Origin of the sequence: Rhodanobacter sp. A1T4 (assembly GCF_014207185.1) — a bacterium.
Lineage (GTDB): Bacteria > Pseudomonadota > Gammaproteobacteria > Xanthomonadales > Rhodanobacteraceae > Rhodanobacter.
In genome coordinates this window covers 81,402-94,314 of sequence record NZ_JACHCP010000004.1, presented here as the reverse complement: position 1 = coordinate 94,314, position 12,913 = coordinate 81,402, and the positions used below count along the sequence as shown (strand labels likewise).

The window sequence follows — 12,913 nt, the reverse complement described above, 5'->3', positions numbered from 1 at the left end:
ATTTAATAGTTAGCTATATATCAGAGACCGAATTCGCCGTTTTGTACTCACCCTCTTCACCCGCTCGCAACCATTCAACTCACCCACCACAAAGGAGACACACCCATGTCTATCGAAAAAGTCGCCTACCGCGCCCATGCCACAGCCAAAGGCGGTCGTGACGGCCGCGCCGTCTCGTCCGACAAAGTGCTGGACGTCAAACTGACCACACCGAAGGAACTCGGTGGAGCCGGCGGTGACGGCACCAACCCCGAGCAGCTGTTTGCAGCCGGCTACTCGGCCTGCTTCCTCGGCGCGCTGAAGTACGTCGCCGGTCAGCAGAAGATCAGCCTGCCCGCTGATACCACGGTCGAAGGCGACGTCGGCATTGGCCCGATTCCGACCGGTTTTGGCATCGAAGTGGCTCTGAAGATCACGATTCCAGGTCTCGACCACGCGCAGGCCGAAGCACTGGTAGAGAAAGCACACGTTGTCTGCCCTTACTCCAATGCCACCCGCGGCAACATCGACGTCACATTGACGGTTGCCTGAGCCGCGATACTTCACTCCAACGTGGCCCGCGCGGCACACTTTGGTAACTCCAGTGTCACCTTATGCCGGCCGCAGGTACTGCGCGCCGGCATTTTTATGTGTGATTCATGCACACGCGAATGCAACTTCGCTGCAGTTATTGTGCCTGCACTTACGGAGCACGCCATGACGACTGAATCCAAACCTCTGTCCATCGCCGTACTGCTCGGCACGGTACGCCACGAACGCATGGGCATACGCGCTGCCCGCCTGGTGGTTAAAGCACTCGAAGAACGCGGCCACGAGGCCGTGCTGGTCGACCCGATGAAAACGCCGCTGCCGCTGCTCGACCGGATGTACAAGGAATACGATGCGGGAACCGCGCCCGAATTACTGGAAACACTGGCAACCCTGTATCGCCGTGTCGATGGCTTTCTGATCATCAGCGCCGAGTACAACCACGGCATACCGCCCGCGATGAAGAACCTGCTCGATCACTTCCTCGAAGAATATTTCTGGCGACCGTCCGGCATCGTCTGCTATTCGCAGGGGCCGTTCGGTGGTGTGCGCGCAGCGATGGCGTTACGCGCGACCCTGGCGGAACTCGGTATGCCGAGCGTTCCGAGCCTATGCCCTATTCCGCATATAGCCACGGCACTGGATGAGGGTGGAAAGCCAACGGACCCGCGCACGCAAAAATCACTCGATCGCTTCCTCAGCGAATTCTTCTGGTATGCCCGCGCCCTGAAGCGTGAGCGTGATCAGGGCACTCCTTACTAACATCCCTCTCCCACCTGCTAAAAGACCCAGACGCGATTTGCGTCTGGGCCTTGGACCTGCGTCTTCCTGGCTGAGCCAGATCAGTCGTCGACTTCCTCGCAGCGACGTTCGGTCGTGTAGTAGGCCTTCTGATTCTGCGCGTTCTTCTGTACCTGATTACCGACAACGCCACCGGCTACGGCGCCGCCCACGGTTGCCAGCGTTTTGCCTTTGCCGCCACCTACCTGGTGACCAAGCAGACCACCCGCAACAGCGCCAACGCCAGTACCGATCAGACGATGACTATCCTGCGACTGGATATGTTTGACCTGCACGTCATGGCAAACTTGGCGCGCCTGCACCGCTGTCGCAGCAGAGAGGCCTAGCGCCAGACTCGCAGCAAGAATAAGTGACTTGTTCATGGCTGACTCTCCATTGGAGTACAAGTTATTGATAACCTGTGCGGCGTGATGAGGGAGTCAAGCGGGCCATCTACACATACCCGGCACACAAAGCGCTACGAGTGCATTTCAAGCAACATCGCACCTTTCTGTATGGACAGATAGTGATGACATCACCTGTTGCTAAACCCGCAACGCCTCAAGCGACCACTCTCGTCAAAAACTGGTGCGTCTATCTGATCGAATGCCGCAATGGCAGCTACTACGCCGGCATCACCAACCGGCTCGAAGTTCGTTATGCCGCCCACGTGAGCGGGCGCGGCGCACGCTACACCCGCGCGAATCCGCCGCTGCGGCTACTTGGTTTTCGCAACTATCCCGATCGGTCGAGCGCTTCGCGTGCCGAGTGGCAGATCAAGCAGCTGCCGAAGGAACGGAAGCTGGTTTTTTTGCTCGAAGAATGATTGGCCAAACATCAGAGCAGCCGTGAACTTCAAAGTGCTGTAGCTGGAAATGTTGGGGTTCGCTCGCGCTCACCCCAACCTACGCAGGCTTACTTTTTCTTCGGCATATACAGATCGGTAATCGTGCCTTCGTAGATTTCCGCCGCCATGCCGACGGATTCACTCAACGTCGGATGCGGATGGATGGTGAGGCCGATATCGGCGGCTTCACTGCCCATCTCGATCGCCAACGTTACCTCCGAGATCAGATCCCCGGCATGCTGGCCGACGATGCCACCGCCGACGATGCGATGAGTCGCCTCGTCGAACAGCAGTTTGGTGAAACCTTCGGTGCGATCGTTGCCTATAGCGCGGCCGCTGGCAGCCCAGGGGAATTTGGCGACGCCGACTTTCAGGCCCTTTTCCTTCGCCTCGCGCTCGCTGACGCCGACCCAGGCGATTTCGGGATCGGTATACGCGACCGACGGAATCACCCGCGCATCGAAATAGCTCTTGTGACCGGCAACGACTTCGGCAGCGACCTTGGCTTCGTGCGTGGCCTTGTGCGCCAGCATCGGCTGGCCGACCAGATCGCCGATGGCGAAGATGTGCGGCACGTTGGTGCGCATCTGGTTATCGACCGTGATGAAGCCGCGATCGTTGACACTGACGCCAGCCTTGTCGGCGCCGATCTTGCCTCCGTTGGGCGAGCGACCGACCGACACCAACACGCGATCGAACAGCGTGGCGGCGGGCACGCTATCGCCCTCGTAACTGACTTCAATGCCTTTCTTGGTGGCCTTGGCCTCGACCACCTTGGTCTTGAGGTGAATGCCCTTGAGCCGCTTGGCCAAGCGCTGCGCCAGCGGCTTGATCAGATCGGCGTCGGCACCGGGAATCAACTGATCCATGAACTCGACCACAGTCACTTCGCTGCCCAATGCCGAATACACCGTCGCCATCTCCAGACCGATGATGCCGCCACCGACGACCAGCAGTTTCTTCGGCACGTCCTTCAGCTCCAGCGCGCCAGTGGAGTCGATGATGCGCTCGTCGTCCCATGGAAACGAGGGCAGCTTCACCGACTGCGAACCAGCGGCGATGATCGCGTTTTCGAAGCGGATGAGCTTCTTGCCATCTTTCGTGTGGACTTCCAGTTCATTCGGCGAGATAAACGCGCCCACGCCTTCGACGAGACGCACCTTGCGCTGCTTGGCCATCGAGGTGAGCCCGCCAGTGAGCTTGCCGACCACCTTGGTCTTGAAATCGCGCAGCTTGTCGATCTCGATTTTCGGTTTGCCGAAAGTAATGCCGTGCGCAGCCATCGCTTCGGCCTCGTCGATCACGGTGGCGGCGTGCAACAACGCCTTGGACGGAATGCAGCCGACGTTGAGGCAGACACCACCCAGCGTGGCGTAGCGTTCGACCAGCACCGTATCGACGCCGAGATCGGCGGCACGAAAGGCCGCCGTATATCCGCCCGGACCCGAACCCAGCACGACAAGTTTGCAGTCAATATCCGCCTTACGGCCGGACTCACCTGCTGCCTTCGGCGCTGGCGCAGCCGGCTTGTCGTTGGAGGCCGCGGGCGCATCGACTTTTGCGGGTTCCGGCTTCGCCACTTCGGCCTTGGCTGATTCTGGCTTGGCCACCTCGTGCTTGTTGGGTGACGTGGCTTCAACGGCTTCATCGGAGGCGGCTTCCACCATGGCGATCACGCTTCCTTCGGAAACTTCGTCACCTACCTTCAGCTTGATCTCTTTGATGACGCCCGCGACGCTGGTGGGAATCTCCATGGTCGCCTTGTCCGACTCCAGCGTAATCAGGCTCTGTTCCTTCGTTACCGTGTCGCCGACCTGCACCAGAATTTCAATGACCGGCACGCTGCTATTGTCGCCGATGTCGGGAACCTTGATTTCGATGGTGTTGGCCATGGGGAGATCCTTTGTAGTCACTCGCGGCACGAACGGCGCGGAGCGTTGATGTAGGTGTGGGAGCTATCGCAGGCGAGGATCAGGCGGATAGCCGTCCCTCGCCGCAAGCCTCTCCCCAATGGGAGAGGAAGCACAATCAGAGCAATAGTCGGCGAATGTCGCCAAGCTGTGTGGCGAGGAAGGCGGCGAAGCGTGCAGCGAGCGCACCATCGATCACGCGGTGGTCGTAGCTCAGCGAGAGCGGTAGTAACAGGCGAGGTGCGAACTCCTTGCCGTTCCATACCGGCTTCATCGCCGCCTTGGACACGCCGAGGATCGCCACTTCCGGCGCATTGACGATCGGCGTGAAGCCGGTACCGCCGATGCCGCCCAGCGAGCTGATCGAGAAACAGCCGCCGGACATTTCCGCCGGGCCGAGCTTCTTCTCGCGCGCCTTTTTCGAAATCTCGCCCAGCTCGCGGGCCAGGTCGAGCAGGCCCTTCTTGTCGCAATCGCGGATCACCGGCACGACCAGACCATCGGGCGTATCGACCGCAATGCCGATATGGAAATATTTCTTCAGAATGAGCTTTTCACCGGACTCATCGAGCGAGGCGTTGAACTGCGGGAACTGCTTCAGCGCCGCGACCACCGCCTTGATCTGGAACACCAGCGGCGTGACTTTCAAATCTTTGTTCTCTTCGCCGAGCTTCTTGCGGAAGGCTTCCAGCTCGGTGATATCGGCATCATCGTGCTGGGTGACGTGCGGGATCATCGCCCAGTTGCGCGCGAGGTTGGCGCCGGAAATTTTCTGGATGCGCGAGAGCGCCTTTTCCTCGATCTCGCCGAATTTGGAAAAGTCGATCTTCGGCCAAGGCAGCAGATTGAGACCGCCGACCGACGTCGAGGCGCTGCCGACGACCGGACGCGCGCCCGAGGCCAGTGCATGCTTCACGTAATCACTGACGTCCTCGCGCTGGATACGACCGCCGCGGCCGCTGCCCTTGACCTGGGCGACATCCACCCCGAGCTCGCGGGCAAACGCACGGATGGCCGGGCTGGCGTAAGGTGCGTCGCCTGGCATCACGATGGTGGCATCAAGCGGCGGGCGCGCCGACGGTGCGGCGTCGCCTTCGGGCGCATTGCCCGGCAGCACGGCACGGCCGCCGATCGGCGCCGGCTTTTCTTCGACGGGCTTGCTGTCTTGCTTGGTTGCCTCGGCCTGCTTGTCTTCGACCTTCTTGGGTTCCGTCTTCGGCGCCTCGACCTTGGCGGCGGGCGCAGCTTCCGACGTGGCGTCATCGGCCTCGATAGTGGCAATCAGTGTGCCTTCAGCCACTTCGTCACCGACCTTGACCTTTACTTCCTTCACCGTGCCGGCGAACGGCGCGGGCACTTCCATGGTGGCCTTGTCCGATTCCAGCGTAATCAGGCTTTGTTCTTTTTCGACGCGATCACCGGCTTTGACCAGTACTTCGATGACCGGAACGTCGGACTGGCCGATATCGGGAACACGGGCTTCTTTCAGATCAGCCATGGGGACTCCTGCAAATGGCGGTGGCGTAGCGCCTGGGGATGGCGGTCGCGGGCAAGGCCCCCATCATAACTAACGCCTGCGCGGTCCGTCTGCCTTTGCAGAGATATCGCTATAAAGTACACCAAACCATACGCATACGTATGCATTACCTTGAGCGCACGCAAAGCCGCTATCGATGTCCTACGCTAACCGCCACTAACGCCTTTGTGCGCATGCTGCGCGCACGGCCAAGGAAGCCATGCATGCTGACCATTCGTGACCTGTCGAAGACTTACGCCAACGGTGTGCGCGCACTGCGCAGCGTGTCACTGGAAATCCCGCACGGCATGTTCGGCCTGCTCGGCCCCAACGGCGCGGGCAAGTCGTCTTTGATGCGCACGATTGCCACACTGCAGGATCCGGACGCGGGCAGCATCATGCTCGACGGCGTCGACCTGCTCGCCGACAAGCACGCCACCCGACGCAAGCTCGGCTATCTGCCACAGGAATTTGGCGTGTATCCGAAAGTTTCCGCGGAGGCGATGCTTGATCACTTTGCCGTGCTCAAGGGCGTTACCGTAAAAGCCGAGCGGCGCGAGCTAGTCGAATCGCTGCTGCGGCAGGTGAACCTGTGGGACGTTCGCAAGCGCAAGCTTGGTACCTACTCCGGCGGCATGCGCCAGCGCTTTGGCATCGCGCAGGCGCTGATCGGCGATCCAAGGCTGGTCATTGTCGACGAACCCACGGCCGGGCTCGATCCCGAGGAACGCAACCGCTTCCTCAACCTGCTGGCGGAAATCGGCGAGCGCGTGGTGGTGATTCTGTCGACCCATATCGTCGAGGACGTGACCGACCTGTGCCCGCGCATGGCCATCATCGCGCAGGGTCAGGTGCTGCTCAGTGGCGAGCCGATCGAGGCGATCCGCTCACTCGAAGGCCGCGTCTGGCGCCGCAGTATCGACAAGGCCGAACTGGACGGCTATCGGGCGCGCATGAATATCCTGTCCACCCGCCTCGCCGGCGGCCGCACCTTGTTGCACGTGCTGGCCGACTCGCAACCGGGCGAAGGTTTCGAGGCGGTAGCGCCGGATCTGGAGGACGTCTATTTCGGGCGCCTGCGCGAACAGGGCACGGTGGCGCGAGCCGCCTAACCTCGCGGCTACTCCAAGACCTTCTCTGCTAGAAACCCGCCGCACAGCCACAGGAACATTGATGTTCTTCGAGATCTTCCGATTCGAATTACGCCAGCAGCTCAAGGCACCGCTGTTCTGGATTGTTGCGCTGGTGTTCGGCGCGCTGGCGTTCACCCTGGTCAGCACTGATGCTGTCGTCATCGGCGGCGCCAGCGGCAATGTGCTGCGCAATGCGCCGACGGTCATCGTACGGCTGATGAGCGTGCTTACCGTGCTCAGTATGTTTCTGGTGACGCTGTTCGTTGCCGGTGCCGCGCTGCGCGACTTCGATCAACGCACCGCCGAACTTTTCTTCAGTACGCCGATCAGCCGTCGCGCCTATCTCGGCGGTCGCTTTGCCGCAGGTTATCTGGCGGCGCTGGCGATCATGCTGGCATGCGCGCTGGGCCTGGCGATCGGCAGTTTCATGCCCTGGATCGACACGGTGCGGTTAGGCCCAGCGAGTTGGCACGGGTACGCGTGGGCGTTCGGCGTGATGGTGATACCGGACATGCTGTTTATCGCGTCGCTGCTTTTTCTGCTGGCAACGACGACGCGTTCGCTGCTGGCGACCTATGTCGGCGTGATCGCCTACTTCGTGCTGCAAAGTGTGGTCGGCCAGCTGACCAAGGACATCAACAATCACTTCATGGCGGCGATGCTCGATCCATTCGGCGCACGTACGATGGCTTTGGTGACGCGCTACTGGTCTGCGTATCAGTCCAATCATGAATTGCCCGCGCTGGAAGGCGTACTGCTGTTCAACCGGTTGCTGTGGAGCGCAGTGAGTCTGGTGATGCTGGCAGCAGCGTTTGTATTGTTCCGGCCAAATCGCGAAGGGCTGCAGTTACCCCGACGCAAAAAACGAGCGGAGCCACCCATGCTGCGACCGCAGTCCGCGGCAACAGCGCTGGCGCTGCCCACGGTGCAGCTCTCCGATGACGCGCGCACGCATTGGCTGCAGCTACGCACATTGTTCGCGTTCGACACCCTGGGCGTGCTGCGCGGTGCGCCGTTCCTGATCATGCTGACGCTAGGCATTGCCAATGTGGTCGGCGCGTTTCTGCTGTCCGGCCAGATCTACGGCACCTCAACCTATCCAGTCACGCATCAGGTACTGGAAAACATTCGTGGCGGCTACCAGTGGCTGCTGTACATCATCATCACTTTCTATGCCGGTGAACTGGTGTGGCGCGAGCGCAGCCAGCGTTCGGCCGAAGTAAGCGACGCGTTTCCACTGCCGGACTGGATACCGCTGACTGCAAAGCTCGGCGCCTTGATCACGGTGATCGTGACGTTTCTGCTGGTAGGCGCTGCGGTCGGCATCGTGTGGCAGCTTGGCCATGGCTACACGCATATCGAACCCGGCCTTTATCTGGGCTCGCTGGCACTGGACGCGATTCCGTTCGTGCTGCTGGCTGTGCTGGCGTTGTTCCTGCAGGTGATCTCGAACAACAAGTTTCTCGGCTATCTGCTGACCATTGTCTGGCTGGTGGCACAGATCGGTTTCGGCCTGCTGCACTGGGAACAGAATCTGTACAACTACGGCTCCGCACCTGAGACTCCGTATTCGGACATGAACGGCTTCGGGCATTTCCTGAAGGCTGCACTCTGGTTCGACTTCTACTGGGCCAGTTGCGCCGTCGTACTGCTGGTGCTTGCGGCACTGTTCTGGGTACGCGGCACTGGCCACGCATGGCGTGATCGCGTTCGCGAGGCACGCGTGCGGCTGCGCGCACCGGCACGGCTGGCGATGGCGATGGCGCTGCTTGGCTTCGTCGGCAGTGGCGTGTGGATCTACTACAACACCAACGTGCTCAACCATTACCAGAGCAGCAGCGACAAGCTGGAGCAGCAAGCCAGCTACGAAAAGAAATATGCGAAGTTCAAGGATCTACCACAACCGCGCATCACCGCAGTGAAAGCGGATGTGGACATCTATCCGAACGAGCGCAGGTTGGAAATCCGCGGCCACTACACGCTGGTCAACAAACACGATGCGCCAATCAGCGAACTGCACGTGAACTTTACCGACGGTTTCACCGTGAAGTCGCTCGACTTCGCACCACACGACACGGTCAGCGACGACAAGGACCTCGGCTACATCATCTATCGTCTGAAAACGCCGCTCGCGCCGGGCGCATCGATGGATTTCGACTTCGCCCTCGAATATGCGCCGAAGGGTTTCACCAACAGCCCGGAAGGTCAGTTCCTTGCGTACAACGGTACTTTCTTCAACAACAGCGTCATGCCGCAGTTCGGTTATCAGACCGACGATCAGATCACCGATCGCAACGATCGTCGCAAGTACGGACTCAGCGCCCAAGTGCCGCGCATGCCGAAGCTCGGCGACGAGAAAGCGCGCGCGAATACCTATATCAGCAACGACGCGGACTGGATCAGTTTCGATACCACCGTATCCACCGCCGCCGACCAGATCGCGGTGGCGCCCGGATATCTAGCCAAGGAGTGGACGACTAACGGCCGGCACTATTTCCATTACACAATGAATCAGGACGGCAAGGATCAACCGATGCTGCCGTTCTTTTCCTACCTCTCCGCGCGTTATGCAGTGAAGCACGAGCTATGGAAGGGCGTGGATATTTCGGTGTATTACAACCCCGCGCATGCGTGGAACGTGGACCGAATGATCCACGGTGCGAAAGATGCGCTGGATTACTACGATGCTCACTACACACCGTACCAGTTTCATCAGCTGCGCATCCTGGAGTTTCCGAATTACGCAAGCCTTGCGCAGTCGTTCGCCAATACCATTCCGTTTTCTGAGTCGATCGGTTTTATCGCCGACCTGCGGGACACCAGCAAGATCGATTACGTCTACTACGTCACCGCCCATGAAGTGGCTCATCAGTGGTGGGCGCATCGCGTGATCGGCGCCAACATGCAGGGCTCGACCATGCTCAGCGAATCGCTGGCGCAGTATTCGGCACTGATGGTGATGAAGCAAAAGTATGGCGCCAGCCAGATGCGTCGATTCCTGAAATATGAGCTGGACGGCTATCTGGCCGGTCGCAGTACCGAGAAAGTGGCCGAGGAGCCACTGGCGAAAGTGGAAAATCAGCAGTACATCCACTATCGGAAAGGCTCGCTGGTGTTCTACGCCTTACAGGATTACATCGGCGAGGACACGCTCGACAAGGCGCTGAAAGGTTTTCTTGAAGCCAAAGGCTTCCAGCAACCGCCCTACACCACCTCAAAGGAATTTATGGATGCACTGGGCAGCGCAATCGATCCAAAGTGGAAATCCCTGCTGGATGACCTGTTCTGGAATATCACCCTATTCGATAACCGCATCACCGAAGCGACCGCGAAGAAACTGCCTAACGGCAAATACGAAGTGACGATGAAAGTGCATGCCGGCAAGGTCTACGTCGATGGCACAGGCAAGGAGACCGATGCACCGCCGGACACCCCGATCGAGATCGGCGTATTTGCCGCGCCTGCACACACCGGGCTGGATGGCACGCCGCTGTACCTGCAAAAACGCATGCTGCCCAGTGGCGACAGCACGATCACCGTCACCGTCGATAGCCTGCCCTTCGACGCAGGCATTGATCCGTACAATGAATTGATCGATCGCGTATCCGGCGATAACCGCAAGGCCGTGACCCTGCAATAGCGGCCGATACTACGGAAATGCCAGGGTCACGCCTGCCTTCTCGAGGCTCTCCTTGATGGCACGCAGCAGGTCGGTTTTCGCCGACCAGTTGTCCGATGAACGCGTCCAGCCGCGCACGATCAGGCTCACCGATTTGTCACCCAAGGCGCCAGTCCAGACGCCCGGTGCCGGATCTTTCAGGATGCGCGAGTCTTCATCGAATAGCCGCTTGATCTCGGCCATCGCACTGCCGATATCATCCTTGTAGCCAATCGCAATCGGCAGCTCGAAGCGCCGCGTGCCGCGGCGGTTGAAGTTGAGAATAGCGTCGGCACCCACCTTGCCGTTGGGCACGATGGCTTCGCGGTTGTCCGGCAGTACGATCAGCGTATGCATCAGGTTGATACTTTCCACCGTGCCTTCGATGCTGCCGGCAGTCACATAGTCACCGACGCGGAATGGCCGGAATACGATCAAAAGCACGCCCCAGGCGAGGTTGCTCAGCGATCCCTGCAGGGCCAGCCCTATCGCCAGCCCCGCTGTGCCGAGCGCAGCGACCAGCGGCGCCGCCGAAACACCGGCGGTAATAAGCGCCGTCACGATCAGCACGGCAACCAGCACGCCATAGATCAGGTTGCGCAAAAAACCGCTCAGCGTCACATCGACCTGCGCACGATGCAGCGCGCGCTCGGAAAAATTGGCCAGCCGCGCCGCCAGCCAGATCCCGATCAGCAAAATCAGCAACGCCAGCAGCAGATTCAATCCGACATGGATGACGCTTTCGGAGAGTTTTGCTCCCAGCAGATTATCGAGAAAGTCGTGCATGGCATTGGCTCGGGTTGATAAGTCTTATCAACGCTAACAAACCAATCATGAAAAATTTGCTGAAGCGGCTCAGTCTGGCAATTGCTTTTCCAGCAGCTCGCGCACACTGCGCAACGAGCGCACCTCCCAGACCGCCACCAACAGCAGCACGGCCGTGGTCGCCATGCCCAACCACGCTATCGACCACCACGGAAAGCTCAGCGCAAGCATCAAAAGCAGCGACAGCCCGATCAGATGCGATAGCGGCAGGTTAGTGCCGTTCACGGTTTTCTTGAACAGCGCATTGCCGATCAGATACAAGGCTGGACCACCCAACAGTACGGCGGCACCGACCACATCAGTACGTTGCTGAGGGTCACGCAGAGTCAACTCATCCGCCACCGCGCAGACGATGATGCCGGCGACGATCAGCAGATGCAGATAGGTGTAAGCGATACGCGCGGTATGGCCCGGATCAGCCGACTGGCGGATCGCGCGGCTGCCACGCTCGGCACCCAGATCGAAATAGATCCACCACATGGCGACGCTGCCGATGAAGGCGCTGACAAATGCCATGAGTGCCTGCGGCTGCCGCAAGCTATCGGCAAAACTGGAACCAGTCACCAGCACTGATTCACCTAGCGCGATGATTACAAACTGACTGCAGCGCTCGGCCAGGTGACCGCCGTCAACATTCCAGTCGGCGGTACTCGAACGACCAAGCCCAGGAACCCGAAAGGTCAGCGCGGGACCAAGGTATTCCAGCAGCAACGCAACCACCCACAATACCGCGCGCAGCCATCCATCCAGCCATCCGCCGACCAGCCAGAGAATTCCCGACACCACCAGCCATACGGCGATGCGTTGAAAATTCCGGGTATTCGCTGGCGCAGCATCCCCTATCGCCCATAGCATGAAAAAAGTTCGCCCAACCTGCATGAAAACGTAGGCTCCGGCGAACAGCATGCCACGCTCGCCAAACGCCTCGGGCAGCGCGATCGATAGCAGCAAACCTGCGAGCATCAAGGTCAGCAGGGCCAACCGCACCAACGGCCTTTCCGGATCAAGCCAGTTGGTGACCCAGCCGGTAAATATCCACACCCACCACATGGCCAAAAATAGCAGCAGCACCTGCAGTGCACCGATCAGGTTCAGATGATGCAGCAAGGTATGCGACAGCTGGGTCACCGCGTAGACGAACACCAGATCGAAGAACAGTTCGATATTGGTGACCTTGCTCTGCTCGTGGTCGCCACGCGGCCTGAGCAGACTGACCCGCGACAACAGGCCAAAACGCGCGAACCATGAATTTCCAGCGGAGGGAACGGTCACCAGGGATCTCCAACAATTCCCCGCTTTATCGCATGACTACCGAAGCGCTACCACCGGATTCTTCCAGATACGATCTGGTCAGATGCGATGATCGTCGATATCAGTGACCTTGCCATCGACAATCGTCACTGTGGTGACGTGATCATCGCGATGGTACTGCCATTTTTCACCGCCTGATTCATCGGACGCAATGCGCACGTGGCGTGACCGACTGCTGCCGCTGCGAGAACGGTTACTGCGTGAGCTACGGCCACGAGATTTATGTGAAGGCCTGCCCAGCAGCTCGGTGACGCGCACCTCGCTATCACCGGCGGTCAGTACCTGATTACCCACACGCAGTGTGCTGACAGCTTCGGCAGCCGTGCCGAAAACAAACGCCGCACCGAGCGCGGAAATTGCAACGATAAGACGAATACGCATGACATGCTCCTTGTCTGCTTGAAG

The 12,913-nt window shown here is 59.6% G+C and carries 10 protein-coding genes and 1 pseudogene; 5 read left to right on the top strand and 6 right to left on the bottom strand.

Going from position 1 to position 12,913, the window contains the following annotated elements:
• Positions 1-105: 105 nt before the first annotated feature.
• Both HDE80_RS09065 and HDE80_RS09060 read left to right on the top strand, forming a co-directional pair.
• Positions 106-531, top strand: a complete 426-nt coding sequence (locus HDE80_RS09065) for an organic hydroperoxide resistance protein (protein WP_184670129.1) — start codon at positions 106-108, stop codon at positions 529-531.
• Positions 532-696: 165 nt separating this feature from the next.
• Positions 697-1,290, top strand: coding sequence for an NADPH-dependent FMN reductase (locus HDE80_RS09060; protein WP_184670127.1), 594 nt, complete (start codon positions 697-699; stop codon positions 1,288-1,290).
• Between the two features lie 80 nt (positions 1,291-1,370).
• Here the strand turns inward: HDE80_RS09060 and HDE80_RS09055 are convergent, their stop codons facing one another.
• Positions 1,371-1,691 carry a glycine zipper 2TM domain-containing protein gene (locus HDE80_RS09055; RefSeq protein WP_184670125.1) on the bottom strand — a complete coding sequence of 107 codons (321 nt, stop codon included), beginning with the start codon at positions 1,689-1,691 and terminating at the stop codon, positions 1,371-1,373.
• Positions 1,692-1,837: 146 nt separating this feature from the next.
• Here HDE80_RS09055 and HDE80_RS09050 point away from each other — a divergent pair, with 146 nt between their 5' ends.
• Positions 1,838-2,134, top strand: coding sequence for a GIY-YIG nuclease family protein (locus tag HDE80_RS09050; protein WP_184670123.1), 297 nt, complete (start codon positions 1,838-1,840; stop codon positions 2,132-2,134).
• Between the two features lie 89 nt (positions 2,135-2,223).
• Here the strand turns inward: HDE80_RS09050 and lpdA are convergent, their stop codons facing one another.
• Both lpdA and aceF read right to left on the bottom strand, forming a co-directional pair.
• Positions 2,224-4,047, bottom strand: coding sequence for a dihydrolipoyl dehydrogenase (gene lpdA / locus HDE80_RS09045; RefSeq protein WP_184670121.1), 1,824 nt, complete (start codon positions 4,045-4,047; stop codon positions 2,224-2,226).
• 136 nt (positions 4,048-4,183) lie between these two features.
• Positions 4,184-5,569: pseudogene (aceF, locus tag HDE80_RS09040) on the bottom strand (dihydrolipoyllysine-residue acetyltransferase); the annotation flags it as partial.
• Between the two features lie 236 nt (positions 5,570-5,805).
• On the opposite strand from aceF, the gene HDE80_RS09035 reads away from it, so the two are divergent.
• Positions 5,806-6,693 (top strand): ABC transporter ATP-binding protein, encoded by an 888-nt coding sequence (locus HDE80_RS09035; RefSeq protein WP_184670117.1) that lies wholly within the window; start codon positions 5,806-5,808, stop codon positions 6,691-6,693.
• Positions 6,694-6,754: 61 nt separating this feature from the next.
• Positions 6,755-10,354 (top strand): M1 family aminopeptidase, encoded by a 3,600-nt coding sequence (locus tag HDE80_RS09030; RefSeq protein ID WP_184670115.1) that lies wholly within the window; start codon positions 6,755-6,757, stop codon positions 10,352-10,354.
• 9 nt (positions 10,355-10,363) lie between these two features.
• On the opposite strand, the gene HDE80_RS09025 is transcribed toward HDE80_RS09030, so the two are convergent.
• The 3 genes from HDE80_RS09025 to HDE80_RS09015 all read right to left on the bottom strand — a co-directional run bounded on the left by HDE80_RS09025 (position 10,364) and on the right by HDE80_RS09015 (position 12,889).
• Positions 10,364-11,158 (bottom strand): mechanosensitive ion channel domain-containing protein, encoded by a 795-nt coding sequence (locus HDE80_RS09025; protein WP_184670113.1) that lies wholly within the window; start codon positions 11,156-11,158, stop codon positions 10,364-10,366.
• 69 nt (positions 11,159-11,227) lie between these two features.
• Positions 11,228-12,469 (bottom strand): low temperature requirement protein A, encoded by a 1,242-nt coding sequence (locus HDE80_RS09020; protein WP_345776431.1) that lies wholly within the window; start codon positions 12,467-12,469, stop codon positions 11,228-11,230.
• A 78-nt stretch (positions 12,470-12,547) separates the two neighbouring features.
• Positions 12,548-12,889 carry a DUF2845 domain-containing protein gene (locus HDE80_RS09015; protein WP_184600454.1) on the bottom strand — a complete coding sequence of 114 codons (342 nt, stop codon included), beginning with the start codon at positions 12,887-12,889 and terminating at the stop codon, positions 12,548-12,550.
• Positions 12,890-12,913 lie beyond the last annotated feature (24 nt).

Excerpts from the sequence above, each read along its gene's own strand:
- HDE80_RS09015 (WP_184600454.1), bottom strand. The coding sequence starts at position 12,889 with ATGCGTATTCGTCTTATCGTTGCAATTTCCGCGCTCGGTGCGGCGTTT.
- HDE80_RS09065 (WP_184670129.1), top strand. The coding sequence starts at position 106 with ATGTCTATCGAAAAAGTCGCCTACCGCGCCCATGCCACAGCCAAAGGC.
- HDE80_RS09055 (WP_184670125.1), bottom strand. The coding sequence starts at position 1,691 with ATGAACAAGTCACTTATTCTTGCTGCGAGTCTGGCGCTAGGCCTCTCT.
- HDE80_RS09060 (WP_184670127.1), top strand. The coding sequence starts at position 697 with ATGACGACTGAATCCAAACCTCTGTCCATCGCCGTACTGCTCGGCACG.
- HDE80_RS09030 (WP_184670115.1), top strand. The coding sequence starts at position 6,755 with ATGTTCTTCGAGATCTTCCGATTCGAATTACGCCAGCAGCTCAAGGCA.
- HDE80_RS09050 (WP_184670123.1), top strand. The coding sequence starts at position 1,838 with ATGACATCACCTGTTGCTAAACCCGCAACGCCTCAAGCGACCACTCTC.
- HDE80_RS09035 (WP_184670117.1), top strand. The coding sequence starts at position 5,806 with ATGCTGACCATTCGTGACCTGTCGAAGACTTACGCCAACGGTGTGCGC.
- HDE80_RS09025 (WP_184670113.1), bottom strand. The coding sequence starts at position 11,158 with ATGCACGACTTTCTCGATAATCTGCTGGGAGCAAAACTCTCCGAAAGC.
- lpdA (WP_184670121.1), bottom strand. The coding sequence starts at position 4,047 with ATGGCCAACACCATCGAAATCAAGGTTCCCGACATCGGCGACAATAGC.